Raw genomic sequence first — 26,412 nt, 5'->3', positions numbered from 1 at the left:
TAGTGCTTTTTCTCTTTTATTCTCATAGCCCGGGGGTATACTATGCTGCTGTTTCATTCACATGGTGTCCGTTTAAGAAGCTTACATTGCAACTTACTGATTCTATTACCATAATAGGCTGATATACAGCCAAGGGTGATGCTGGGTTCCAGTAGGATAACTCAAGTGGAGTTACGCCTCAAAGAGGGGGGTTATGTGGCCTGAAATGAGACAAACCTGATGGAATGTCGACTCTAAAACATAGAGAGTGACTGCTTTCTGAGTGGGAGTAAAATTTCTGCTTGGGATGGAGTGAAACCATGAACTTCTGCTACAGCATTTTAGATGTAAGCCTGTGAGGTTTATGGGTTTTTTTTAAAATCAAACTTATTCTACGCGTTTTGGTTGCGATAGCCAATGGCGGTAGCGTGTCCCTGATTAGCTGAATAGATAGCCATAGGCGTTCATGATGATACATCGTAGCCAAATAGTTTACTCCGTAACATATACAAAGTAGTGCCTGGTACTATCGCAGGTTGTTGAGTGGTCTATAGCTAGCGAGAAGTGTTTATCTATACCATAGATATAAACACTGCACTGTGCCAGGGTACTTTGTTATGATTATGTTGATATGATAGCTATGCACTTTTTCCTTCTGAAGTGACAGAGGAAATTATGGTTGCGTGGTAAATTTCTAAAAAATGAGTGCAAATAATGAAGTTTAATTTAGGATATTTATTTGATTTACTTATTGTAATTACCAATAAAGATTTAAAAGTGCGCTACAAAAGTAGCATTTTTGGATATTTATGGTCTATTGCAAACCCTTTATTATTTGCGATGATTTACTATTTTATATTTAAAATGGTAATGAGAGTTCAAATTCCAAATTATACCGTTTTCCTCATTACCGGTTTGTTCCCATGGCAATGGTTTGCAAGTTCGGCAACAAATTCATTATTTTCTTTTATATCAAACGCACAGATTATTAAGAAGACGGTATTCCCGCGGTCAGTTATTCCTCTAAGTAATGTGATGATGGAAGGGTTACATTTTTTATGTACAATTCCTGTGATTGCAGTTTTTCTCTATATTTACGGGATGTCACCATCTCTTAGTTGGCTTTGGGGTATTCCTGTTTTGGCTGTCGGACAGATTATTTTTACATTTGGATTTGCACTGATCTTATCTACCTTAAATTTGTTCTTCCGTGACCTGGAGCGATTTGTCGCCTTAGGTATTATGCTGATGTTCTATTGTACTCCGATACTCTATAATTCTGACATGATTCCGCAGCAGTTTAGCTGGATTATTGATTATAACCCACTGGCAAGCATGATCATAGCCTGGCGGGATCTTCTTATGAATGGTAATCTGGATTACATGCATATTACTTATCTATATTCTTCTGGCATTGTTGTTTTGATGCTCGGAGTGTGGGTCTTTAATAAATTAAAATACCGATTTGCAGAGATTTTGTGATGACAACCGTTATTGAATTTTGCAATGTAACCAAAGAGTACCCCCTTTATCATCATATTGGCTCTGGCATTAAAGATTTATTTTTTCACCCTCGTCGGGCATTTAACTTACTTAAAGGGCGTAAGTATCTGGCGATAGAAAACGTATCATTCAGTGTGAACAAAGGTGAGTCTGTCGCATTGATTGGTAGGAATGGAGCCGGTAAAAGTACTACCCTTGGTCTCGTTGCTGGCGTGCTAAAGCCAAGCAAGGGTGAAGTAAAAGTTGTTGGGCGAGTGGCTTCGATGCTTGAACTGGGAGGTGGTTTTCATCCGGAACTTACTGGCCGTGAAAATATCAAATTAAATGCCACGTTGTTGGGGTTGCGTAGAGCAGAAGTTAACAAGAGGCTCGATAAGATTATCGAGTTTTCAGAGTTAGGTGAGTTCATTGATGAGCCTATACGTGTATACTCCAGTGGCATGCTGGCGAAACTGGGTTTTTCTGTTATAAGTCAGGTTGACCCGGATGTATTGATTATTGACGAAGTTCTGGCAGTTGGTGATATTGCATTTCAACGTAAATGTATTGAAACAATCAATGAATTTAGAAAACGTGGGGTAACGATCCTGTTTGTTAGCCACAGCATGAACGACGTTATGAAAATTTGCGATAAAGTAGTGTGGGTGGAAAATCACCGGTTGAAAGCTATCGGTGAGGCAAGCTCGATTGTTGATGAATATGTAGCCTCGATGGCTTGATGGAAAAACGAATGCAGAAGAATGTTCTTATTGTAGGCGCAGGATTTTCTGGCGCGGTTATTGGTCGCTTATTGGCTGAAGCTGGTCATAAGGTCACAATCATTGACAGCCGGCCACATGTCGCTGGTAACTGCTATAGTGAGCGGGATACTGAAACCGACGTTATGGTTCATACATATGGCCCTCATATTTTCCATACTGACAATGCTGAAGTATGGGAGTACATCAACCAATACACCGAAATGATGCCATATGTGAACCGTGTGAAAACGACGGTAAATGGGCAAGTATTTTCCTTACCAATCAACCTACATACCATCAACCAATTCTTCCACACCACTTGTTCTCCAACTGAAGCTCGCAAATTGATTGATGAGAAAAGTGATAAAACAATTAAAGAGCCAGCAACATTTGAAGAGCAGGCATTGCGTTTTGTGGGCAAAGAATTATATGAAGCCTTTTTTAAAGGTTACACCATAAAACAGTGGGGAATGTCACCATCCGAACTCCCTGCTTCAATTCTTAAGCGCTTGCCTGTCCGCTTTAATTATGATGATAACTACTTTAATCATAAATATCAGGGCATGCCAAAAGACGGCTATACGGTGATCGTAGATAAGATACTGGCTCACGAGAATATTTCAGTGTCTCTAAATACACGGTTTAATGAACAGTCCCGTAATGAATATGACCATGTCTTTTATAGTGGTGCTTTGGATGGTTTCTATAACTATGATATGGGGCGCTTGGGTTATCGCACGTTAGATTTTGATGCATTCCGCACCGAAGGTGATTATCAAGGCTGTGCAGTCATGAATTATGGTGAGCAAGAGGTTCCTTATACTCGTATAACCGAGCATAAATACTTTGCTCCATGGGAAAATCATGATAAATCAATCTGTTACCGTGAGTTCAGCCGCTCATGTGAACCCGAGGATATCCCGTACTACCCAATTCGCCAGGTAGGGGAAATGGAGATGTTACAAAATTATCTCGATCGTGCTGAACAAGAAGCAAACATTACTTTTGTTGGTCGTCTGGGTACTTACCGTTATTTGGATATGGATGTGACAATTGCCGAAGCTCTGGAAACTGGCCGTACTTATCTTAAGTCTTTAGAGCAGAATTCAGTTATGCCTGTATTTACGGTTAAAGTCAGATGAATGTTGTTGCTCTAATCGTCACTTATAATCGGTTAGATAAGTTAAAAACAACAATTGAGGCAACGCTGGCGTTGCCTTTTCAATATATCGTTGTGGTTAACAATGCGTCAACTGATGATACTCAATCCTATCTTGATTCTTTTTGTGATGAACGGATAATAGTTTTACATCGCGAGATAAACAGTGGTGGGGCTGGCGGTTTTAAATACGGAGCGCGATGGATAACCGAAAACCTGAGTAGTGATTGGGTTCTTTTTTACGATGATGATGCTTACCCATATACTGATTTTTATGATAATTTAATTGGATGGCAAGTGCAGCAAGGAACGGTGTACTGCTGTAAGGTATTAGATACAGAAAATAACGTTTGCAAGATGAATGTACCATGGAAAAAATATCCACATGGGATTCTTGAGAACATTGCCTATCTACGACAGCCTGAAAAATTCATTCCAAATGGTCAATCCAAAGAAAACGTATCGAGTGTATCATTTGTCGGAATGCTAATCGATGTTAAACTGCTAAAGTCGTCAATTGATTATATTTATGATGATCTGTTTATCTATTTTGACGATGTTTATTTTAGCTATCAATTAAGGCTCAATGATATACCAATAATATATGTTCCTGAGTTGATCATAACACATGATGTAGATACTAGCACTAAGCCTGTGCCCTCCTGGAAATTATATTATTTAGTAAGAAATCTAATCCTGTCGAGAGTACTGTTCCCAAAAAAATCCCCATTTTCGAGGATTGATATTTTATTGAGGGTGTTTAAGTACATCTTGATAGGAATCAAAAATCCTGACCCTAAAAAAGCCATCGGTGGTATAATAAAAGGGATTAGTGATGGAGTTAAAGGACGCAGAGGTCAAGGTATTTAACTTATATGAAAAGAAAACTTTGCTACTTTGTTAACTCTGCCTGGTATTTCGAACTCCATTGGGTTGATAGAGGTGTTGCAGCAATTAAAAGTGGTTATGAAGTATATGTGATTGCTAACTTTTCTGATGCTGCAACAGTTCAAAGATTGAGTTCTTTGGGCTTTCACTGCATCAATACTTATATTGATGAGAAAAATATTAATCCATTAGTTTTTATAAAAGATTTTTTGGTAGCTAAAAAAATTCTTGATAAAGTAAAACCAGACATATTACATTGTATAACAATAAAGCCTGGGGTCATCAGTTGCCTATGGGCTAAATATAATAATGTTGGTTTGGTTTATAGTTTTGTTGGCTTAGGGCGTGTATTCGAAAGTAATAGAATTATTTTTAGAACTTTAAAAGTAATAGTTACAAAATTATATCGCTATCTTTTCAATAATATAAATTATAAATTGGTGTTTGAACACCGAAACGATCAACATAAAATGCTATCATTGCTGCACTTACCTAAAAATAACAGCATTGTAATTGATGGTGCAGGCATAGATATATCTTATTTTAATTTTAAAACCCAAAAAAAAGATAGCCCAGCAACAATTTTTTTTGCTGGACGAATGCTTAAAAGCAAAGGTTTGAATGATCTAATCCAAGCAAAAAATTTATTAAAGCAACGGGGCATCGATTGTATTCTAAAAGTGGCAGGAATCTTGGTAGATAATGATGAAGATGCCATTAGTCGTAAACAAATTCAGCAATGGCAAGATCAAGATGATATCGAATGGTTGGGAACTCGAACAGATATCAAAGGATTGCTTGAAGCGGCGCATGTTGTTGCATTACCATCACTTTACCCAGAAGGAATCCCGCGAATATTATTAGAAGCCGGGGCCGTAGGTCGGCCTTGTGTCGTCTATGATAATGATGGTTGCAATGCTTTGATAGTAGACAACTATAATGGATTCGTTGTAGAGCGAAGCAATGTCAGCAAACTGGCTGATAAAATTAGTTTATTGATCACAAATCCCGATGAGCGAGATCGCATGGGGAAAAATGCCAGGCAAAATATCGAAGACCGTTTTACGTCAACAATGGTTATTGAGCAAACGCTCAAAGTCTATCAGGAAATATATAATGAGTAATCACTTTTCGATATTAAATGTTGCGTATGTATTTAGAAGCGGAATACATTTAACACCATTATATAATTTGTTCTAGAATGATTTAATTGTTTTATATTAATTTATGAAACAAGGCAATGAGATAATAAGAGGCATCATGAGATTATTGGTTCAGGATATTATAGTTCCTAGCATTGGGTTGTGTACTGATGAGTCGTTATATTACCGTGCAGGAGAGCGGGTTTTTGCTGACTTAAACAGTAAAGAAATTCACGTTCCTAAAAATGCGGTGATTAGTTTTGATTCCTTCTTTAACTCTCTTAGTGTGAAGAAATGGAAAGAAAACACAACCATTGATAATCTTTTAGTAACATATAAAGTTCGTGGGAAAGGTTGCCTTTACATCAATCACTTTAACGATAGTAAAGATGAAGTTTTAGAGCAAATTATTATCGATAATGATGAAGGCGAAGTGCAATTTTCACTGAGTGGATTACATACCGGCTATATCTACTTAAGATGGCGAGCATTTGAAGAAAGCGTAATTGAATCCTTTTCATTTTATACCTCTTCACCTTGTAAAGATGTCAAACTCGGGTTAGTTATAACAACGTTTAATCGTGAAGAACAAGTTGTTAAGTCGGTCAAACGTATTCGTGATGAATTGTTAACTGATTCACGCTATGTAAATAAAATACAACTATATTTAATTAACAATGGTAATGATGTTGATGGTATCGATTATCCTGAAGTAAATATAGTCAAAAATAAAAACCTTGGCGGTGCCGGTGGGTTTTCTCGAGGCTTGTGTGAGTTAACGGACGAAGGCACTTTTACACATTGTATATTTATGGATGATGATGCAGCATGTGAAATCGATTCAATTCGACGTACATTTGCACTTCTTTCTCTGTCAAATGATGATAATCTGGCTGTATCGGCTGCTATGCTCTATGAAGAAAGGCCAAGAATTGTGCATGAAGCCGGTGCTGTAGTTTTCTGCGATGGTATTTTTCATCGCCCGGCAAAGATAGGCTTAAATGTCTCTGAGCGCTCAGGTATTATTAGTTTTGATGAAGAAGAGGCTTTGGGATATGGAGCATGGTGGTTTTATGCGTTTAATATAAAGAATACTAAATACTATCCATTCCCTTTCTTTGTCCGGGGTGATGATATGCTATTTGGGCTAATGAACGATAATCATAAGATTATCACTCTCAATGGCATTGCATCCTGGCAGATGGATTTCAATAGAAAACTGAACCCGCTAGTCTTTTATCTTAGCTTCCGAGCTATGTTTATGAGTTCCTGCCGAAAAGTTACCTGGCGTAATAGAATAATGCTCTCAGCATTTTTCATGCGTGAAGTTATAATTCTATCGATGGCTAACCGCTATGAAAGTGCGCAGGCTGTTGTACAAGCTTATAAAGACTGCATGAGTGGGATAGATTTTTGGGAAAACAATGTAGATTGCGCTGAAGTACGAAAAAAGATAAATCAGCTTACTATTAATGAGAGATTTAATATACCTTCAAGTGATTTATTAAAAATTGAAACAGATTCTTTTTTGTATATAAAAGAAAATAAAATACATAAGGCCTTAAGATACTTGACATTAAATGGCCATCTTATTCCCAAATATTTCTTTAATAAAAGAGCTCGTTTAATACCTGAAACACACAAAAACCCGACTAATATGGTGTTTATGCGAAATGATGTTTACTATGTTTCGCAAATGAATGGTTCAGCAATGAAATTGTCGCATTCAAAAGAGAAGTTTTTCCGTGTTGTTTTAAATGCAAGTTTACTTAGCTTTAACACGTTATTTTCCTTAAAGAAACGACTTGAGTCTTATCAGTCTGAAATTACCCGGTTGACGACTAAAGATTTTTGGAAAACTAAGTTTTAATACAGGCCCCAATTGTTTACAATTGGGGCCTATTTTTTTAATGTTAACGGAAAGCCACGACCAGAAGGTGTGGCTGTTTACGAATTTAGTTCAGCCTGATTACCTTTAAATTTAAATTTCGCTGGATTGTTTGAGATCTTTTAAAATTTTAATGCATCCATATAGGCGGTAATGAATGATATTCTTTGAATTGGAGGGTGTGACCAGCTTCACGTTATTGATATGAATAGTTAGATATTATTAGGTTTTAAATATCTTTACTGGAAGTCATCGTTTATCTGCAAGTGGTAATGATTTATATATGGTTTAATTTGCCAGAAATAATAATTCGACATGTGTATGGGCGACTGCGCGCCAGGGTGTGTTAAAATCATAAAATGACAACACGCAGAATCATAGAAATTGTTTTTTTGAATTTTTTTTGGAGTTTGCATGAGCAATTTTTTTAAATTTTTAGGCTACTTGAAAACCAGAAGATTTCTCTATTTTATACTTTTTTTTCTGTCGCTTGCTTTGTGCTGGCTTGATCCCACAAATGTGTTTTTCACCACTTTCTTTTCTGTTTTTCTTTTACTGCGCTTAATTTTCTGCATTCGCAACAGAATAATTAGAAATAGCCTTGTGGTTTTTGTTTCATTAATTACTTTTTTGACCTATTTTATCTATCAAAAGTACGGTGGCCTTTCCACAAGTATGGTAATGTCTACCTTCGGCGTAGGTCTTTCTGTATCATTAGGTACGGTGCAGACGTTTGGTCTCAAATTCCTGGTCGGTTTTCTTTTTATACTGTTCGTGATCTCGCTGTTATCGATTAAAATTCCGAAAGCATGCTACTCTATTAAAGAGCGTGTAGTTTTGGCTGTCTGTCTTATTCTTATTCTTTCGAAGCCAGTATTCGATGGTATCAGCTTTTGGGGTGCAAAATTCTTCATTAACAATCTCGAATACTCACCAACTTTTATTTCTCAGCCATATATCGACCAGTACAAGATTTTTTTTGGTCCTCTCATTTCCTCTGTTTCTATCATCGCTGAAAATATAGTGGATGATGTCAAATATAAAAAGGTTGATCATGAAGAATATCCTGATTATATTAAGAATAAAACAGCAGGCAGCACAAATATTATTTATGTCATCGGCGAATCATCCAATCCTGGTCGTTATGGCATCTACGGTTATGGTAAAGACACCACACCAAACTTATCGCAGATGGATAGAGATGGAAAAATCTGCGTCGTTAACAATGTGCATTCACCGGCTGCGCAAACACGACTTGCTGTACCAATGCTAGTTTCTTTCGAAACGCCTTTGCAGCGTGGTAATTTATTTAAGTATAAGAATCTTATCGAAATGGCAGAGTTGCAGGGGTACCATACATATTGGTTCGACTCTCAAATGCAAAACAATATGTGGAACAAACCCTTTGGCTATCTGGCTAAATATGCGGAAGTATTGCAAACTCCTGAAGAAAATAATACCCGTTTCCCAATTAACGAAGGGCAGGACGAAAAACTATTACCTGCAATCAAGCATTACTTTAAAGAATCACAAGAGAGAAACTTTTACGTCATTCATTTGATGGGCAACCATTTACCTTATTCTGCTCGCCGAGGTGATGGGGGTAACCCGATGGTTGATGATTATGATGCGTCTATTTATAACGTAGATGATACCTTAAAAAGTATCTTTACTCTCGCGGATACCTATCTTAAAGATTACAAATTGGTTTATGTTTCTGATCATGGTGAAGTGGTGGGTCAGGGTCATGGCTTCCCTTCCAGCGACAATGAAATGTATAAAATCCCATTGCTGATGAATGATGCTTCCTGGTGCGCGAAGGCTGAACAATTACGCAATAATAATCATTATTTTTCATCAGATTTAACCAAGCTTCTGGTTTTAGAAATGATGGGTTATTCTGTCTCCGACCAACATTTGCGGGATGCAGTAAAAAACTCTGATTTCGTGCTGAATGAAAAAGAGGATGCTATCCGTTTCTCTGAATTAAGAGATGTGCCTTTACCGCAACATCCTTAATCGTCTGTTAATACATTAACTCTGGTTTAAATGTTGATCATATTAAACCAGAGTAATTTTCTACCTGTTACATTTTACTTATGCCTCGCCCTTAAATTATCAATCACTTCCCCTAAATTCAGCCCCTGGTCCTGCAACAGCACCAGCAGGTGATACATCAGGTCTGACGCCTCATTCTTCAGTTCAAACTTGTCATTTACCGTCGCGGCCAGCGCGGTCTCCACGCCTTCTTCCCCCACTTTCTGCGCAATACGTTTGGTGCCGCTGGCATACAGTTTCGCAGTGTATGAGCTCTCCGGGTCGGCATGTTTGCGCTCGGCCAGCAGTTGTTCCAGTTGATAGAGGAACAACCACTGGTGTCCGGTCTCCCCAAAGCAGCTTGACGTCCCTTTGTGGCAGGTCGGGCCTGTCGGGTTGACCAATACTAGCAAGGTATCGTTATCGCAATCCGGGGTGATGCTGACCACATTAAGAAAGTTGCCGGAGGTTTCACCCTTTGTCCACAGGCGCTGTTTGGTGCGCGAGTAGAAGGTCACTTTGCCGCTTTCTTGCGTTTTCGCCAGCGCGTCCTCATTCATATATCCCAGCATTAACACTTCGCCAGATTCTGCGTGCTGTATGATGGCCGGCATCATGCCGTCGGTTTTTTGCCAATCCAGCTGTTCACTCAACATACCCTGATCTCCACGCCCTGGGCTGCCAGGAACGTTTTTAATTCGCCAATATTAATAATCTGTTTATGGAATACGGAAGCGGCGAGGGCGCCATCGACGTTGGCGTCGCGGAAGGCCTCAAGGAAGTGCTCCATGGTTCCGGCGCCGCCGGAGGCAATTAACGGAACGTTACACACTTCACGGACCTTTCTGAGCTGATCCAGATCGTAACCGTTGCGCACGCCGTCCTGGTTCATCATGTTGAGGACGATTTCTCCCGCTCCGCGCTTTTGTACTTCCTGCACCCAATCCAGCGTCTCCCATTGGGTGACGCGAGTCCGGCTTTCATCGCCGGTGTACTGATTAACGTGATATTTACCGGTTTGTTCATCAAACCAGGTATCGATACCTACCACGATGCACTGCACGCCAAAGCGATCGGCGAGGCGGGTAATTAACGTTGGATCCGCAAGCGCAGGCGAGTTAATTGAAATTTTATCTGCGCCGAAGGAGAGGATCTGCGCTGCGTCTTCCAGAGATTTAATCCCGCCCGCGACGCAGAATGGAATATCAATCACTTCCGCCACGCGCGAAACCCAACTTTTATCGACTACCCGGCCATCGCTGGAGGCGGTGATATCGTAGAACACCAGTTCATCCGCGCCTTCATCGGCATAGCGTTTTGCCAGCGGCACAATATCGCCGATAATTTCGTGATTGCGGAACTGTACGCCTTTCACTACCTGGCCGTCGCGGACGTCAAGGCAGGGGATTATCCGTTTTGCCAGCATTGGATAGCCTCCGTTACGTTGAATTTACCTTCCAGCAGCGCGCGGCCGACGATCACGCCGCGAACGCCGGTTCCGCGCAGCGCGGCAATATCGTTGAGACCGCCGATCCCACCGGAAGACTGGAACGCCACCTGCGGATAACGTGCGCAGACTTCTTCATACAGTGAGACGTTGGAACCCGCGAGAGTGCCATCGCGGGAGATATCGGTACACAGCACATGTTGCAAGCCGACCGGCAGATAGCTCTCCACCAGCTCTTCCAGAGTGACGCCAGAGTTTTCCTGCCAGCCGCTCACCGCCACCTGTTTATTGCCATCGGCATCAATGCGTACGTCCAGCGCCAGTACCAGATGTTCGGGGCCAAAGCGTTTAAACCAGGCTTTGACCACCTCCGGCGATTTTACCGCCGTTGAACCGACCACCACGCGCGCCACGCCGGCGTCAAGCAGTGCGGCAACGTCTTCTTCTGTACGTACGCCGCCGCCGACCTGTACCGGTACCGTAACGCCGGCGACTAAGGTCTTAAGCAGCGGAATCTGGCGTTTTGCCGGATCTTTTGCTCCGGTCAGATCGACCAGGTGCAATACTTCCGCGCCCTGGTCTGCATAGGATTGCAGGCGTGGTAACGGATCGTTGCCATAGTCGCGCTGCTGGCCATAGTCGCCCTGATGCAGGCGTACCACTGTACCGTCAATTAAATCTAAAGCTGGAATGATCATTACATCTCCAGGAAATTTTTCAGCAGCTGCGCACCGGCGCTACCCGAGCGCTCAGGGTGGAACTGTACGCCAAAGAAGTTATCTTTCTGTACCGCCGCGGTGAAGGCCTCGCCGTAGTTGCATTGGGCGATAGTGTACGGATTGACCGGCATGGCGTAGCTATGGACGAAATAGAAATACGCGCCTTCTTCAATGCCGCGGAACAGGCGATCGCCGGCTTTGGCATACACCCGGTTCCACCCCATATGCGGTAGCGGCAGCCCGTGATCGGTCATTTTCGGCACCTCTTCATCAATAATGCCCAGCAGCTCGACGCCGTTTGTCTCTTCACTGCGGCTCCCGAGTAACTGCATGCCAAGACAGATCCCCAGCACCGGCTGGGTACAAGCTTTAATAAGATCAATGAGCTCACGTTCGCGCAGCTGATCCATCGCAGCCTGCGCGGTGCCGACGCCGGGCAGAAAAAGTTTATCGGCGCGTAGAACAACATCCGGCTCGCGGCTGACCACTGGCTCATAGCCGTGGCGGCTCACCGCAGATTTCACCGAGCTGAGGTTGGCGCACCCGGTATCGAGGATCACCACGTTCATCACAATACCCCTTTTGACGATGGCAACGTGTCGCCCTGGACCCGAATGGCCTGGCGCAGCGTACGACCGAAGGCTTTGAACAGGCTCTCGACGCGGTGATGATCGTTTTTACCTTTGGTTTTCAGGTGCAGCGTCACCGCCATGGTATAGGAGAGCGAGCGGAAGAAGTGTTCGACCATCTCGGTGCTCAGATCGCCAACGCGCTGATAGGTGAAGTCAGCTTTATATTCGAGGTGCGGACGGCCAGAGATATCCAGCGCGCAGCGCGCCAGGCACTCATCCATCGGCAGCACAAAGCCAAAGCGGTTAATGCCGCGCTTATCACCCAGCGCCAGCTTCAACGCTTCGCCTAACGCCAGGCCGGTATCTTCTACGGTGTGGTGATCGTCGATGTAAAGATCGCCGCCGACGTTAATCTCCAGGCGAAAGCCGCCGTGGGTGGCGATCTGATCGAGCATGTGATCGAAGAAACCAACGCCGGTGTGGATCTTACTGCCGCCTTCACGGTCCAGCCAGACTTTAACGTCAACCTGGGTCTCTTTGGTGATGCGCTCAACGTGAGCATAGCGGTCGCGACGGGTCAGCTGTTCGCAGATGGTCGGCCAGTTCAGCGTTTCACTGTTATAGCGCAGGCCGGTGATACCCATGTTATCCGCCAACTCGATATCGGTGGCGCGGTCGCCGATGACATAACTGTGAGTTTTATCCATCACGCCGTCTTCCAGCCACGGCAATACCAACTGGGTCTTCGGCTTACGGCAGTCACAGTTATCGCCAGGCATGTGCGGGCAGATCAGGACGTCTTCGAAGTTAATGCCCTGCGAGGAGAAGACCTGCATCATCAGGTTGTGTGGGCCGTCGAATTCCTCCTGCGGAAGGCTTTCGGTACCAAGGCCGTCCTGGTTGGTGATCATCACCAGCTTGTAACCTTCCTGCTGCAGCTTAAGCAGCGCCGGGATCACCTGCGGCTCGAAGGCCAGTTTTTCAAACCGGTCTACCTGAAAATCAACTGGCGGTTCAGAGATAAGCGTACCGTCACGGTCAATAAAGAGAAACTTCTGGGTCATACATTCTCCGCAGTCAAAGCGTCAATCACGCGCTGGCTCTCTGCACGGGTACCGATAGTGATACGCAAACAGCCGCTTAATGAGGGTTGTTTATTTTGGTCACGTAAGATAATGCCCTGATCCCACAAAGATTTAAACACCGCGCTGGAGGCGGTTATCCGCGCCAGCAGGTAGTTGGTCTCGGAATCGAACACCTGTTCGACGCAGGCGATCTCGCGCAGCGCATCGACCAGGTAAGCGCGTTCATCAAGGATCTGCGCTACTCGCGCGCGCATAGCGGCAATTCCTGCCGGGCTCAACGCCTGGGCGGCGATATCGGCAACCGGCGTCGAGAGCGGATAAGGTGCGATGACTTTTAGCAGTACATTAATTACCTCTGCGTTAGCCAGCGTAAAACCGCAGCGCAACCCCGCCAGCGCAAAGGCTTTCGATAAGGTGCGCAGGATAACCAGGTGCGGGTATTCATTTAGCCAACCAGCGAGCGACGCCTGCGGGCAGAACTCAATATAGGCTTCATCCGCTACCACGATAGCTTTACCGCGCGTCATTTCCAGCAGGGCGCGGAAATCTTGCGGATTGATTATCTGCCCGGTTGGATTATTCGGGCTGCAGACAAAGACCACTTTCACGCCGGTGAGATTTGCTTCGATACCCGGTAAATCAAGCTGCCAGTCGGCGAGCGTCGGCACCGTGCGGCACTCAACGCCGATGGTTTCGGCGCTGACGCTATACATGCCGTAGGTAGGTGGGCAATAAAGGACCGCGTCCTCACCGGGTTCGCAAAAAGCGCGGATCAATAACTCGATACCTTCGTCAGCCCCGCGGCTCACCAGTACCTGCTCTGGTGTTACGCCGGCATATTGCGCGTAGTTTTCGATAACCGCTTTCGGCTGCGGCTCCGGATAGCGGTTCAGCGTCTGTTCGGTTAACTGGAATTCCACGGCGGTGGGGAATTCGTTGGCGTTCAGCCACACGTCGCCTTTTCCCCCAAGACGGCGGGCGGATTGATACGGCGTCAGCGCGCGGATATTGGCGCGGGCTAAGTCTTCAATGCTCATGCTTGCTCCTTAAGGGCGGCTACGCGTAGCGTCACGGCGTTTTTGTGGGCGGTCAGCAGTTCGGCTGCGGCCAGGATCTCGATAGTCGGGGCGAGGGAGGCGAAGCCTTCACGCGTCAGCTCCTGTACGGTCATGCGCTTTTGGAAATCCGCCAGACCGAGGCTGGAACAGGTGGCAGTGTAGCCGTAGGTCGGCAGCACGTGGTTGGTGCCGGAGGCGTAATCACCTGCCGATTCTGGCGACCAGTCGCCGAGGAATACCGAACCAGCGCTGGTAATGCCGTCAACCAGTTCACGGGCGTTGCGGGTCTGGATAATCAGGTGCTCCGGTCCGTACTGATTTGAGATCTCTACACATTGCGCGAGATCGCGAGCGACAATAATACGGCTGGCGGAAAGCGCTTCACGTGCGGTTTCAGCACGCGGCAGGGCAGCCAACTGACGTTCAACCGCTGCGGCGACCCGGGAGCCCATGTCGGCGTCGGGGGTCAGCAGGATAACCTGGGAATCCGGGCCATGTTCCGCCTGGGAGAGTAAATCGGAGGCGACGAAATCTGGCGTTGCGCCGCCGTCGGCAATCACCAGAACCTCCGACGGGCCGGCAGGCATATCGATAGCCGCGCCGTCGAGGCGCTGGCTGACCTGGCGCTTGGCCTCGGTGACGAAGGCGTTGCCAGGGCCAAAGATTTTAGCGACTTTCGCCACCGATTCGGTGCCGAAGGCCATTGCCGCGATAGCCTGCGCGCCGCCGACGTTAAAGATATTACGCACGCCGCACAGCTGCGCCGCATAAAGAATTTCATCGGCAATCGGCGGCGGCGAACACAGCACCACTTCCTGACAGCCGGCAATGCGAGCTGGCGTTGCCAGCATTAGCACCGTTGAAAACAGCGGCGCCGAGCCGCCCGGAATATATAAGCCGACAGAGGCGATAGGGCGGGTAAGCTGCTGGCAGCGTACGCCGGGCTGGGTCTCAACATCGACAACCTGCAACCGCTGTGCGTTGTGAAAGGTCTCGATATTATTGACCGCTACCGCCATCGCTTGTTTGAGTTCGTCGCTGAGACGCGCGCCGGCAGCGGCAATTTCTTCGTCAGATACTTTCAGCGCCGTGACGGTGGTTTTATCGAATTTGGCGCTATATTCGCGTAAAGCGGCATCGCCATTCTCTTTAACGTTGCCGAGGATCCCGGCTACCGTTTTGCTGATGCTCTCGGAAGCTGAAATCGCCGGGCGCATTAAGAGTTGTTGCTGTTGTGCGGCGCTGCAGCTATTCCAGTCGATAATGGTATTGAAGCTCATGGTCATTTCCCCTGTTTGTCCCGTATGCGGATAGCTGGATTACTCCATCATCTTCTCGATCGGCAGCACCAGGATGGAGCTGGCGCCAAGCGCTTTCAGTTTTTCCATGGTTTCCCAGAACAGAGTTTCGCTGCTGACCATGTGCATCGCTACCCGCTGTTTATCGCCCGCCAGCGGCAGAATAGTTGGTCGTTCGGCGCCCGGCAGCAGCGCCACCACTTCCTCCAGCCGTTCGGTCGGCGCGTGCATCATGATGTATTTCGATTCGCGGGCCTGGATAACCCCCTGAATGCGGGTCAGCAGACGGTCGATCAGCTGCTGTTTCGCCTCGTCCATCTCGCCGTCGCGCTGGATCAGGCAGGCTTTGGAACGATAAATAACTTCAACTTCGCGCAGGCCGTTAGCTTCAAGGGTTGCGCCGGTAGAAACGAGATCGCAGATGGCGTCGGCAAGGCCAGCGCGCGGGGCGACTTCGACAGAACCGTTTAGCAGACAGGATTTAAAGGAGATACCTTTCTGATCGAGATAGCGTTTTAACAGGTGCGGGTAAGAGGTGGCGATGCGTTTGCCGTCCAGCGCCGCCGGGCCATTCCAGTTTTCATCCACCGGTGTCGCAAGCGACAGACGGCATCCGCCAAAGTCCAGACGACGCAGGGTAAAGTAGCGCGGGTCTTCGCCCTGCGCGCGGCGGCTCAGCAGTTCTTCTTCCAGCACGTTCTCGCCGATAATGCCAAGGTCGACAACGCCGTCCATCACCAGCCCCGGAATATCGTCATCGCGAACGCGCAGAATATCGATCGGCATGTTTTCCGCAAGGGCGATCAGACGCTGGGTATGCAGGTTGACTTTAATGCCGCAGCGGCCGAGCAGTTCGCGTGAATCTTCACTCAAACGGCCGGATTTCTGAATAGCTATGCGTAAACGGGTGTTGTCTAACATTGTTGTTTTCCTCTGAATACCTGTCTGAATCTGTCCGAATTCGGTCCAAAAAAAAGCCCCCGGAAGTGAATCTTCCGGGGGCTCTCTTTGCGTTCATGCACCACTGGAAGATCCAAACGTCTTCCAGCACACATCGCCTGAAAGACTAGTCAGGATGATGGTGATGATGGTGGTTTTTAAATTGAACGCTGTTCATAAAATTCTCTTTGAATGACTATGCATTTGATGTCTTTTAACCTAAACCAGTTGCGGCGCATAAAGCAAGCCCTTTTTTCCATCATTAATTCATTTCATATTCGTCGAACAAATTGTCAGGTCTCGCGGGCTAGCGTAGCCTAGTATCAGCACAGCGAATGAGTCAGGAGCCAGGGTATGAAAAAGGTCGCGATTGTCGGGTTAGGGTGGCTGGGCATGCCGCTTGCGTTGTCATTGCGCGCACGCGGTTGGCATGTCACCGGCAGTAAAACGACGCAGGACGGCGTGGAGGCGGCGCGGATGTGCGGTATTGAAGGATATCCGCTGCGTCTTGAACCCCAGCTGATCTGTGAGGCTGAGGATCTGGACGCGATGATGAACGTCGATGCGCTGGTTATCACGTTACCTGCGCGGCGCACGGGCCCCGGGGAAGATTTTTATCTACAGGCGGTGCAGGAGATTGTTGATACCGCGCTCTCGCGGCATATTCCACGCATTATTTTTACCAGTTCGACCTCGGTTTATGGCAATACCGAAGGGACGATGAAGGAAAATTCGCCGCGCAATCCACAAACCGCCAGCGGCAGGGTACTGAAAGAGCTGGAAGACTGGCTGCATGCGTTGCCGGGTACCTCGGTGGATATTCTGCGTCTCGCCGGGTTGGTTGGGCCATCGCGCCATCCGGGCCGTTTCTTTGCCGGTAAATCGGCCCCGGATGGCCAGCACGGGGTCAATCTGGTGCATCTGCAGGACGTTATTGCCGCGATTGAGCTATTGCTTCAGGCCCCGAAAGGCGGACACATCTATAATATATGTGCGCCGCAGCATCCGGCGCGCGGCGTCTTTTATCCGCAGATGGCCCGTGAACTTGGGCTGCCGTTACCGGTATTTACCGATAACCCGGAGGGGGGTAAAGGTAAAATCATTGATGGCAACCGGATATGCTATGAGCTTGGCTTTGAATACCAGTACCCCGATCCGCTGGTGATGCCAATGGAGTAATCGCCAGCAGACGATCGCGTACCGTAAGGGGGGGCGATGAAACCACTGCTGGATGTTCTCGTAATTCTTGATGCCTTAGAAAAAGAGGGGAGCTTTGCCGCGGCTTCGGCAAAGCTCTATAAAACCCCCTCGGCGCTGAGCTATACCATCCATAAATTAGAAAGCGATCTGAATATCCAACTGCTGGATCGCAGCGGTCATCGGGCGCGCTTTACTTGCACCGGGCAGATGCTGCTGGAGAAAGGACGTGAGCTACTCCATACCGCTCGCGAACTTGAGCTGCAGGCCATCAGGCTACATCAGGGCTGGGAAAATACCCTGACCATCAGTGTCGATATGACTTTTCCTTTCTCTCTTTTAACTTCACTGATGGAACAGTTTTATCAACAACGCAACGTGACCCGTTTGCAGTTCACTAGCGCTGGCGGTTGGGATGCTCTGGCGGCAGGCGAGGTCGACATGGTGCTGGGCGCGCTTAACGAGCCGCCAACGCTGGTGGGTTATGGTTTTAGTCTGCTTGGCGATGTGGATCTGTGTTTTGTTGTCGCGATTAATCATCCACTGGCGCAGGCTAAGGAACCGTTGAATTTGCGGGTGTTACAGCGATATCGGGCGATTATTTGCAATGCCGGGTTGCTGCAAAGCGAAAAGCAGGAGAGTGTGACGGTTTATGATATGAATAGCCTGCTGGAGCTGGTATGCGCCGGCCTGGGCTGGGCTTACCTGCCGCGCTATCTGGCAGAGGCCTGGCTGGAGAATGGAAAATTGGTCGAGAAACGTATTAGCACACCTGCGCGGCTGTATCGGGCATGGATTGGCTGGAATGAAGACGTTTTTGGCCTTGCCGCGCAATGGTGGTTACAAGCGATATTAGCAAATAGTGCTATTCGTCAGATCTACAATACTAAAATAGTATGAATATTAGGCGGTTAGAATTCTTAGCCTATTAATAAACCTTTCAACATCTTGTCATTAAGCCAGAAGTTGTTGCAAAATACGCAGCCTGAAAACCAGAGACTAGCCGACGCTTTTTTTAAAGTGTCGGTTATTTTTTTGGTCGAAAGACACATCATTCAATACCAAGAGGCCGGGCTTCGTACCGGATAGATATTTACTAAAAACCGACAGTCGTTGTCGCTGAGGAATAGAAAGAAATGGGGCAATTTTTTGCTTACGCGCTGGCCTTCGCCGTAAAAGGGGATAACTATGTCGCATAACGCTACTCCAAATACCTCTCGCGTGGAATTACGTAAAACCCTTACGTTAGTTCCGGTTGTAATGATGGGCCTGGCCTATATGCAGCCGATGACGCTGTTCGATACGTTTGGTATCGTCTCTGGTATGACCGACGGTCACGTGCCGACGGCCTACGCCTTTGCGTTAATCGCTATTCTTTTTACTGCGCTGAGCTACGGGAAGCTGGTACGCCGTTATCCTTCCGCGGGTTCCGCGTATACCTACGCCCAGAAATCCATTAGCCCGACCGTTGGCTTCATGGTGGGTTGGTCTTCTCTGCTCGACTACCTGTTCGCGCCGATGATCAACATCCTGTTGGCGAAAATCTACTTTGAAGCGCTGGTGCCTTCGATTCCATCGTGGGTGTTTGTTATCGCGCTGGTCGCGTTCATGACCGCCTTTAACCTGCGCAGCATCAAGTCCGTCGCCAACTTCAACACCGTTATCGTGGTGCTGCAGGTGGTACTGATTGCCGTGATCCTCGGCATGGTGGTGTATGGCGTATTTGAAGGCGAGGGCGCCGGTACGCTGGCCAGCAGTCGTCCGTTCTGGTCCGGCGATGCGCACGTTATCCCGATGATTACCGGGGCGACGATACTCTGCTTCTCATTTACCGGCTTTGACGGCATCAGCAATCTGTCTGAAGAGACCAAAGATGCAGAACGCGTTATTCCGCGCGCTATCTTCCTGACTGCGCTGATTGGCGGCCTGATCTTCATTTTTGCCACCTACTTCCTGCAGCTGTACTTCCCGGATATCTCGCGCTTTAAGGATCCGGATGCCTCACAGCCTGAAATCATGCTGTATGTGGCAGGTAAAGCCTTCCAGGTAGGCGCGCTGATCTTCTCCACCATCACCGTGCTGGCTTCCGGTATGGCGGCGCATGCTGGCGTTGCGCGTCTGATGTACGTGATGGGCCGTGATGGCGTATTCCCGAAAAGCTTCTTCGGCTACGTGCATCCGACCTGGCGCACCCCGGCGATGAACATCATCCTGGTTGGCGCGATCGCGCTGCTGGCGATTAACTTTGACCTGGTGATGGCGACTGCGCTGATTAACTTCGGTGCGCTGGTGGCGTTCACCTTCGTTAACCTGTCGGTTATCTCGCAGTTCTGGATCCGCGAGAAACGCAACAAGACGCTGAAAGACCACTTCCAGTATCTGTTCCTGCCGATGTGCGGCGCTCTGACCGTTGGCGCGCTGTGGGTTAACCTGGAAGAGAGCTCGATGATCCTGGGTCTGATCTGGGCCGGTATCGGTCTGATTTACCTGGCGTGCGTAACCAAAAGCTTCCGCAACCCGGTACCGCAGTACGAAGACGTTGCATAATTACGCTTTATGATAGAAAAGCCGGAGGGAGACCTCCGGCTTTTTTGTTTCTGGCGTCCGCTGGTTTTCCCCTCTGGCGGCTGTCGCTTTACCGGGGGCATAGGGATGGCTTACTTCTCCTGTCGCATCACATTAAGCAGCGTATCCAACAGCCCTGGAAAACGGGCATCCAAATCGTCGCGGCGAAGCGAAATGAGATTTTCCCGCCCCTGAGGGCGTTGCCAGATCACGCCGCTGTCGCGCAGCACCCGCCAGTGGTGAGTCATGGTGGATTTAGCGATATCTTCTTTGCGCAATGCGTTACAACTCTGCTCGCTGCCGTCGGAGAGCGTGCGAATGATTTCCAGCCGCAAGGGGTTGCCCAGGGCAAAAAGAACATTTTCGAGGCGAATTTGTTCACGTTCGGGGTGATTGGCGATCATAATATTCCTGTGTCGGCGGTTGTGCTGTTCACGCGAACAGCAACCCGTATCGGCGGCTGGCGGCTACTATACCCAAACTCCTTTTCTTGTGCCACGCGCGCCGTCGCAAGCTGACCGATAGCAGTGATAGTGAAGATAGTTCGGGTATACTCGTACAGTTGTACTATTATAGATGCCGTAAACCTAACCGCGGCAGATTTAGCCGCTCATTGACAGTCAAAATGACTAAGGACGCATCATGCCCCGACCCATCCCCCTCGAACGTTATCGCAACATCGGTATCTCCGCGCATATCGATGCCGGCAAAACCACCACCACTGAGCGCATTCTGTTTTACACCGGGATGAGCCATAAGCTGGGTGAAGTACACGATGGCGCGGCAACTACCGACTGGATGGCGCAGGAGCAGGAGCGTGGGATTACCATTACTTCCGCAGCGGTAAGCTGCTTCTGGCCCGGGATGGACCGCAGCTTTGAGCCCCATCGTATCAATATCATTGATACCCCGGGGCACGTGGACTTTACCATCGAAGTAGAACGTTCGATGCGCGTGCTGGACGGCGCGGTGATGGTCTATGACTCGGTCGGCGGCGTGCAGCCGCAGTCGGAGACCGTCTGGCGGCAGGCCAACAAGTATCACGTCCCGCGGTTGGCTTTCGTTAACAAAATGGACCGCCCGGGCGCCGATTTCTTCCGCGTGGTGCAAATGATGATCGATCGCCTGAAGGCCAATCCGGTGCCGATTGTTATCCCCATTGGCGCTGAAGAGCATTTCACCGGCGTCATCGACCTGATAAAGATGCGGGCCATTCTGTGGGATGATGCAACGCAGGGGATGACGTTCAGCTATGCGCCTGTGCCTGATGACCTGCTGCCGACGGCTCAGGAGTGGCGGGAAAAAATGGTTTCGGCTGCGGCGGAAGCCAGTGATGAGCTGATGGATAAATATCTCGAAAGCGGTGAACTGAGCGAAGCGGAAATTGTGGCCGGGCTACGTAAACGCACGGTTGGCGGCGAAATCCAGCCGGTGCTCTGCGGCAGCGCCTTTAAAAATAAAGGCGTGCAGCGGATGCTCGATGCGGTCGTTGAGTTAATGCCGTCGCCGCTGGATATTCCGGCGATTCAGGGCATTGATGATAAGGGGCAACCGGCGGAGCGTCACCCGAGTGACGATGAGCCGCTGTCGGCGCTGGCGTTTAAACTCATGACCGATCCCTACGTCGGCCAGTTGACCTTTATTCGCGTCTATTCCGGGACGTTGAAAAAAGGCGATGCGGTCTTTAACCCGGTGAAGGGCAAGAAAGAGCGTATCGGGCGCATCGTGCTGATGCATGCCAACGATCGCCACGAAGTCGACGAGCTGCATGCCGGTGATATTGCCGCCTGTGTTGGTCTAAAAGATGTCACGACGGGCGATACGCTGTGCGATCCGGATGCGGTCATCACTCTTGAGCGTATGGAGTTCCCGGAACCGGTCATTTCGCTGGCGATTGAACCGAAGACCAAGGCCGACCAGGAGAAAATGGGCATTGCGCTACAGCGGTTGGCTTCCGAGGATCCGTCGTTCCGCTTGCATACCGATGAAGAGTCCGGGCAGACGATTATCTCCGGGATGGGGGAGTTGCATCTGGAGATTATCGTCGACCGCATGAAACGCGAGTTCGGCGTTGAGGCGAATATTGGCCGTCCGCAGGTTACCTATCGGGAAACCATCCGTAAAACGGTGAAGGATGTGGAAGGCAAATTTGTGCGTCAGTCCGGCGGTAAGGGGCAGTATGGGCACGTCGTGCTGACCCTGGAGCCATTGGCGGCGGGGAGCGGCTTTGTGTTTGAAGATGCCACCAAAGGCGGAGTCGTACCGCGTGAATACATCCCTTCTGTGGAAAAAGGGCTGCGTGAAGCGATGGGCACCGGCGTGCTGGCGGGCTATCCGGTTGTCGACGTTAAAGCGACCCTGACGTTTGGTTCGTATCATGACGTCGACTCCTCCGAAATGGCTTTCCGTATGGCGGCGATTTTCGGCTTTAAGGAAGGGGCGCGAAAAGCGGACCCGGTGATCCTGGAGCCGGTGATGCACGTCGAGGTGGAGACGCCGGAAGAGTACGCCGGCAATATTATGGGCGATCTCTCTTCCCGTCGCGGAATGGTGCAGGGGATGGAGGAGCGTTTCGGTAGCCAGATTATTCGCGCCGATGTGCCGCTGGCCGAAATGTTCGGTTATTCCACCACGCTGCGCTCGATGTCGCAGGGTCGCGCGACCTATAGCATGGAGTTCCATCATTACGCAGAAGCGCCGCGTAACGTGGCCGACGATATCATCGCCAGCCGCGCGAAAAGTTAAGTTAGTACTCCCGGGCTACGGTGACGGCCTGGCCCGGGTTAAACGATTTCCTGCGCATATTGCCACAGCGCTTTCAACAGGGCTTGTTTTTCACTATCGTCAGCATACTGTTGATACATCACCTGCAGTTCATCGGCATAGGCCTGCAAAAACTCTGGCGTAAAGACGTTACGGCGGTGCTCTAACCAGCGCTGCTGTTCGTTTTCATCAAGCGTACCGGGGAAGTTACGCGCGCGGTAGTTAAACAGCAGGCGTTCAATGCGTTTATCCGCAAACGTAATATCCAGCGCTGGCAGGTTACGCGGTTCGGTTTCCAGCACTATCTTCATCGCCGCGCGATCGGCATCGCTAAAGAATCCGTTGTACAGTTGGGCGTCAACATTATCCGATGGCACGAACGGTTCGGCTTCGGCATACAGGGCCACCACTTTCTCACGTACCTGCGGATTTGCGCGCAGCAGTTGGGCGTTCTCCAGGCAGCGCTGAGTATTGATACCTAAACGGTCGGCATCCTGCGGACGCAACGTATTGGCCTGCGCCAGCACCGGGCATTTGTTTAAATGCACCAGCTTAATTGGCGCTGCCGGTAAATAGCCGAGTTCGTCTCGCGGAGTATACAGGCGCTCGCGCAATGTATCGGCGTCGAGCTCCAACAACGGCGACATATCCCCCGCCAGGTCAACCATAATCACCGCATTGCGGTTATCCGGATGCCAGGCCAGCGGCGCGACCAGGCTAGTGTTGCCGCGGGCGGCGCCGAACATACCGGAAACGTGGACCAGTGGTTTCAACTGCGGCACGTCGATTAACGTCGCCAGCTTGCGTTTATTTCGATGACTGTACAGATAGTCAAACAGGCGCGGCTGATGGGTCTTCACCAGTTTCGCCATCGCAATAGTGGCGTACACATCGGCCATCGCATCGTGGGCATTGCTATGCTCTATGCCATTCGCGACGGTCAGATGCTCAAGGCGGAAGCTTGGCAGACCGTCTTCATTTTCCGGCCAGTTGATACCTTCCGGGCGCAGGGCATAGCAGGCGCGCATCACATCCAGCAGGTCCCAGCGCGAATTATCATGCTGCCAGCTCCAGGCGTACGGATCGTAAAAGTTGCGGTAAAAAATATTACGGCTGACTTCATCATCAAAGCGGACATTGTTGTAGCCGACGATACAGGTTTTCGGCACCGTGAACAGATCGTTGATGCGGCGGGCGAAAGCGGCCTCGTTGTCGCCTTTGGCCAGCGCTTCCTGTGGCGTAATTCCGGTAATCATCACCGCCTGTGGTTGCGGCAGGTAGTCGTCCGCAGGCTTGCAGTAGAAGACTTCTGGTTCGCCAATGACATTCAGATCGCTATCGGTACGGATGGCGGCGAACTGCGCCGGCCGGTCGAGCGAAGGGCTGGTACCGAAGGTTTCGTAGTCGTGGAATAAAAATCCAGGCTGATTGGCGCTGTCTTGCATAATCGATTCGTTATCCATGGTGTAAGGCATTCCGTATGGTAAACGATTTGTAGAGCCATCAGAAGGGTAACGGTCAGATGCATCTACTGTCATGTCATATTTTCTTGCAATTTAGCCCTGATCTCTCAGGCGAACTTCCGTAAAAAGGACGGCGAATCTGTGAATCTTGAGGATATGCCGTTGAAAGGCCGTTTTTTATTTGCTGTAACTTTGCTCGCTTCGAGCGTTTCCTGCGCATTTGCTGCCGCTGATTTGCCCGTCACCGTGACGCCGCCATCGATCCAGGCCGGTTCCTGGGTGCTGATGGACTACACTACCGGTCAAATCCTGACCGCCGGTAATGAACATCAACAGCGTAACCCCGCCAGCCTGACCAAACTGATGACCGGTTACGTTGTCGACCGCGCCATCGACAGCCATCGCATTACCTTTGATGATATGGTCACCGTCGGTAAGGATGCCTGGGCCAAGGGCAATCCAGTGTTTAACGGTTCTTCGCTGATGTTCCTTAAAGCGGGCGATCGGGTTAGCGTTCGCGATCTTAGCCGCGGGCTGATCGTCGATTCCGGTAATGACGCCTGCGTCGCGCTCGCTGACTATGTCGCCGGCGGCCAACCGCAATTTGTCGCGTTGATGAATAGCTACGTTGAAAAATTGCATTTGAAAGACACCCATTTTGAAACCGTCCACGGACTCGACGCGCCTGGCCAGCATAGCTCCGCCTATGATTTAGCGGTGTTGTCGCGGGCGATTATTCACGGCGAGCCGGATGTCTATCACATGTATAGCGAAAAAAGCCTGACGTGGAACGGTATCACCCAGCAGAACCGTAACGGTTTGCTGTGGGACAAAACCATGAATGTCGATGGCCTGAAAACCGGCCATACCTCAGGAGCGGGCTTCAATCTTATTGCCTCGGCGGTCGATGGCCAGCGTCGTTTGATTGCCGTGGTGATGGGGGCCGATAGTCCAAAAGGGCGAGAAGAGCAGGCGGCTAAACTGCTGCACTGGGGTCAGCAGAACTTCGACACCGTGCAGGTGCTGCAAAAAGGTAAGCAGGTCGGCGTCGAACATATCTGGTATGGCGACAAAGAGCAGATCAAGCTCGGCACCGATCAGGACTTCTGGCTCGCGATCCCGAAATCAGAAGTTCCACGTATCAAAGCAAAATATGTGCTGGATACCAAGGATCTGGAAGCGCCGATCGCCGCTAACCAACGCGTGGGCGAAATCTCGCTTTACGATGGCGACAAAGTGGTCGGGCATTGGCCGCTGGTGACCCTGGAAAGCGTCGGCAAGGGTGGGATGTTTTCCCGCCTGAGCGATTATCTGCATCACGGCATTTAATCTTGTTACCCTCTGGCCCGCCGCACTCTGCGGCGGGCTTTATTCATTTCGCGCTTGTGGCGACTCTGTGAATCCGCGCACATACTGTTGTTCATCCGGCTGCTAAATTTGGTGTATATTTATACAGTATTTTATCAACACTGGAGGCGCTATGAACTACAGCATTCAATCTCTCGATGCCCGCAAGATTGCCGGGTTTCATATGGTTGGCCCCTGGGAGCAGACCGTAAAGCAGGGGTTTGAACAACTGGCGGCGTGGGTCAGTCACCACCAGGTGCCTGCGCAGGAGTGGGTCGCGGTTTATTATGATAATCCGCAGCAGGTACCGGCGGAAAAACTGCGTTGTGACACCGTTGTTACCGTGGCGGATGATTACGTCATCCCGCCGAATAGTGAAGGGGTCATCCTCACCGCAATTGCCGGCGGCGATTACGCCTGCGCCAGCGCGCGGGTCATTAACCACGACTTCTCCACGCCGTGGCTGCAGTTCTTTGACAGCCTGCTGCAGAGCAGAGAGTTCCAAATCGCGGATAAGCCCTGTTTTGAAATTTATCTTAACGATGGCAACCAGGATGGTCACTGGGATATTGAGATGTACGTGGCGGTGAACCGTATCGGCTCGTAAGTCGTTATCCCTTATC

At 49.0% G+C, this 26,412-nt stretch carries 25 protein-coding genes and 1 other annotated feature; of the genes, 14 read left to right on the top strand and 11 right to left on the bottom strand.

Features of this window, described 5'->3' with window-relative positions:
• The first annotated feature begins 693 nt into the window (after positions 1 to 693).
• The 7 genes from AC2CGP_RS05645 to AC2CGP_RS05615 all read left to right on the top strand — a co-directional run bounded on the left by AC2CGP_RS05645 (position 694) and on the right by AC2CGP_RS05615 (position 9,318).
• A complete protein-coding gene (locus AC2CGP_RS05645) occupies positions 694 to 1,461 on the top strand; it encodes an ABC transporter permease (protein WP_045361512.1) in 768 nt (255 codons plus the stop codon).
• Positions 1,461 to 2,201, top strand: a complete 741-nt coding sequence (locus AC2CGP_RS05640) for an ABC transporter ATP-binding protein (protein WP_042896047.1) — start codon at positions 1,461 to 1,463, stop codon at positions 2,199 to 2,201. Before AC2CGP_RS05645 ends, AC2CGP_RS05640 begins: the two co-directional genes overlap by 1 nt.
• 11 nt (positions 2,202 to 2,212) lie before the next feature.
• Positions 2,213 to 3,364, top strand: coding sequence for a UDP-galactopyranose mutase (glf, locus tag AC2CGP_RS05635; RefSeq protein WP_045361509.1), 1,152 nt, complete (start codon positions 2,213 to 2,215; stop codon positions 3,362 to 3,364).
• Positions 3,361 to 4,251, top strand: coding sequence for a glycosyltransferase (locus tag AC2CGP_RS05630; protein WP_045361505.1), 891 nt, complete (start codon positions 3,361 to 3,363; stop codon positions 4,249 to 4,251). Before glf ends, AC2CGP_RS05630 begins: the two co-directional genes overlap by 4 nt.
• Positions 4,252 to 4,256: 5 nt before the next feature.
• Positions 4,257 to 5,393, top strand: a complete 1,137-nt coding sequence (locus AC2CGP_RS05625) for a glycosyltransferase (protein WP_475702495.1) — start codon at positions 4,257 to 4,259, stop codon at positions 5,391 to 5,393.
• A gap of 136 nt (positions 5,394 to 5,529) precedes the next feature.
• Entirely contained in the window at positions 5,530 to 7,281 is a 1,752-nt protein-coding gene (locus AC2CGP_RS05620; RefSeq protein ID WP_475702496.1) for a glycosyltransferase family protein, read from the top strand.
• 432 nt (positions 7,282 to 7,713) lie between these two features.
• On the top strand, positions 7,714 to 9,318 hold the full coding sequence (locus AC2CGP_RS05615; protein ID WP_213760015.1) for a phosphoethanolamine transferase: 1,605 nt from the start codon (positions 7,714 to 7,716) through the stop codon (positions 9,316 to 9,318).
• A gap of 74 nt (positions 9,319 to 9,392) precedes the next feature.
• Here the strand turns inward: AC2CGP_RS05615 and hisIE are convergent, their stop codons facing one another.
• From hisIE to hisL, 9 genes are all read right to left on the bottom strand, one after another.
• Positions 9,393 to 9,992: a bifunctional phosphoribosyl-AMP cyclohydrolase/phosphoribosyl-ATP diphosphatase HisIE gene (gene hisIE, locus AC2CGP_RS05610; RefSeq protein WP_058675542.1), complete on the bottom strand. Its 600-nt coding sequence runs from the start codon at positions 9,990 to 9,992 to the stop codon at positions 9,393 to 9,395.
• Complete coding sequence (gene hisF, locus AC2CGP_RS05605; RefSeq protein WP_015365818.1) at positions 9,986 to 10,762, bottom strand: imidazole glycerol phosphate synthase subunit HisF; 777 nt, start codon at positions 10,760 to 10,762, stop codon at positions 9,986 to 9,988. Before hisF ends, hisIE begins: the two co-directional genes overlap by 7 nt.
• Positions 10,744 to 11,481, bottom strand: a complete 738-nt coding sequence (hisA, locus tag AC2CGP_RS05600; protein ID WP_015365819.1) for a 1-(5-phosphoribosyl)-5-[(5-phosphoribosylamino)methylideneamino]imidazole-4-carboxamide isomerase — start codon at positions 11,479 to 11,481, stop codon at positions 10,744 to 10,746. Before hisA ends, hisF begins: the two co-directional genes overlap by 19 nt.
• On the bottom strand, positions 11,481 to 12,071 hold the full coding sequence (gene hisH, locus AC2CGP_RS05595; protein WP_475702497.1) for an imidazole glycerol phosphate synthase subunit HisH: 591 nt from the start codon (positions 12,069 to 12,071) through the stop codon (positions 11,481 to 11,483). The genes hisA and hisH overlap by 1 nt, the downstream gene beginning before the upstream one ends.
• Positions 12,071 to 13,138, bottom strand: coding sequence for a bifunctional histidinol-phosphatase/imidazoleglycerol-phosphate dehydratase HisB (gene hisB, locus AC2CGP_RS05590; RefSeq protein ID WP_213193843.1), 1,068 nt, complete (start codon positions 13,136 to 13,138; stop codon positions 12,071 to 12,073). The genes hisH and hisB overlap by 1 nt, the downstream gene beginning before the upstream one ends.
• Entirely contained in the window at positions 13,135 to 14,196 is a 1,062-nt protein-coding gene (hisC, locus tag AC2CGP_RS05585; protein ID WP_110916537.1) for a histidinol-phosphate transaminase, read from the bottom strand. Before hisC ends, hisB begins: the two co-directional genes overlap by 4 nt.
• Positions 14,193 to 15,497, bottom strand: a complete 1,305-nt coding sequence (hisD, locus tag AC2CGP_RS05580) for a histidinol dehydrogenase (protein ID WP_063443183.1) — start codon at positions 15,495 to 15,497, stop codon at positions 14,193 to 14,195. Before hisD ends, hisC begins: the two co-directional genes overlap by 4 nt.
• Before the next feature lie 39 nt (positions 15,498 to 15,536).
• Complete coding sequence (gene hisG, locus AC2CGP_RS05575) at positions 15,537 to 16,436, bottom strand: ATP phosphoribosyltransferase (RefSeq protein WP_015365824.1); 900 nt, start codon at positions 16,434 to 16,436, stop codon at positions 15,537 to 15,539.
• Between the two features lie 47 nt (positions 16,437 to 16,483).
• Positions 16,484 to 16,606, bottom strand: a sequence feature (His leader region).
• Positions 16,582 to 16,632 carry a his operon leader peptide gene (gene hisL / locus AC2CGP_RS05570; protein WP_009654477.1) on the bottom strand — a complete coding sequence of 17 codons (51 nt, stop codon included), beginning with the start codon at positions 16,630 to 16,632 and terminating at the stop codon, positions 16,582 to 16,584. (Overlaps the previous feature by 25 nt.)
• A 176-nt stretch (positions 16,633 to 16,808) precedes the next feature.
• Between hisL and AC2CGP_RS05565 the strand changes: the two genes are divergently transcribed.
• The 4 genes from AC2CGP_RS05565 to plaP all read left to right on the top strand — a co-directional run bounded on the left by AC2CGP_RS05565 (position 16,809) and on the right by plaP (position 20,198).
• Positions 16,809 to 17,633, top strand: a complete 825-nt coding sequence (locus AC2CGP_RS05565; RefSeq protein WP_015365825.1) for an SDR family oxidoreductase — start codon at positions 16,809 to 16,811, stop codon at positions 17,631 to 17,633.
• Between the two features lie 36 nt (positions 17,634 to 17,669).
• On the top strand, positions 17,670 to 18,551 hold the full coding sequence (locus AC2CGP_RS05560; RefSeq protein WP_475702498.1) for a LysR substrate-binding domain-containing protein: 882 nt from the start codon (positions 17,670 to 17,672) through the stop codon (positions 18,549 to 18,551).
• A 236-nt stretch (positions 18,552 to 18,787) separates the two neighbouring features.
• Positions 18,788 to 18,850 carry a membrane protein YoeI gene (gene yoeI, locus AC2CGP_RS05555; protein WP_098949253.1) on the top strand — a complete coding sequence of 21 codons (63 nt, stop codon included), beginning with the start codon at positions 18,788 to 18,790 and terminating at the stop codon, positions 18,848 to 18,850.
• Positions 18,840 to 20,198, top strand: a complete 1,359-nt coding sequence (gene plaP, locus AC2CGP_RS05550) for a putrescine/proton symporter PlaP (protein ID WP_015365827.1) — start codon at positions 18,840 to 18,842, stop codon at positions 20,196 to 20,198. Before yoeI ends, plaP begins: the two co-directional genes overlap by 11 nt.
• A 110-nt stretch (positions 20,199 to 20,308) precedes the next feature.
• On the opposite strand, the gene AC2CGP_RS05545 is transcribed toward plaP, so the two are convergent.
• Positions 20,309 to 20,620: an ArsR/SmtB family transcription factor gene (locus tag AC2CGP_RS05545; RefSeq protein ID WP_015365828.1), complete on the bottom strand. Its 312-nt coding sequence runs from the start codon at positions 20,618 to 20,620 to the stop codon at positions 20,309 to 20,311.
• 238 nt (positions 20,621 to 20,858) lie between these two features.
• Here AC2CGP_RS05545 and fusA point away from each other — a divergent pair, with 238 nt between their 5' ends.
• Positions 20,859 to 22,961 carry an elongation factor G gene (gene fusA, locus AC2CGP_RS05540; protein ID WP_048229005.1) on the top strand — a complete coding sequence of 701 codons (2,103 nt, stop codon included), beginning with the start codon at positions 20,859 to 20,861 and terminating at the stop codon, positions 22,959 to 22,961.
• A 38-nt stretch (positions 22,962 to 22,999) separates the two neighbouring features.
• Here fusA and sbcB read toward each other — a convergent pair whose 3' ends face one another.
• Positions 23,000 to 24,424 (bottom strand): exodeoxyribonuclease I, encoded by a 1,425-nt coding sequence (gene sbcB / locus AC2CGP_RS05535; protein WP_320896859.1) that lies wholly within the window; start codon positions 24,422 to 24,424, stop codon positions 23,000 to 23,002.
• Between the two features lie 180 nt (positions 24,425 to 24,604).
• On the opposite strand from sbcB, the gene dacD reads away from it, so the two are divergent.
• Positions 24,605 to 25,771: a serine-type D-Ala-D-Ala carboxypeptidase DacD gene (gene dacD, locus AC2CGP_RS05530; protein ID WP_015365831.1), complete on the top strand. Its 1,167-nt coding sequence runs from the start codon at positions 24,605 to 24,607 to the stop codon at positions 25,769 to 25,771.
• Between the two features lie 151 nt (positions 25,772 to 25,922).
• Positions 25,923 to 26,396 carry a DNA gyrase inhibitor SbmC gene (gene sbmC, locus AC2CGP_RS05525; RefSeq protein ID WP_045389247.1) on the top strand — a complete coding sequence of 158 codons (474 nt, stop codon included), beginning with the start codon at positions 25,923 to 25,925 and terminating at the stop codon, positions 26,394 to 26,396.
• Positions 26,397 to 26,412 lie beyond the last annotated feature (16 nt).

Source organism: Klebsiella sp. SYXHC3, from assembly GCF_057196925.1.
This window is presented reverse-complemented; position numbering and strand designations above follow the sequence as displayed.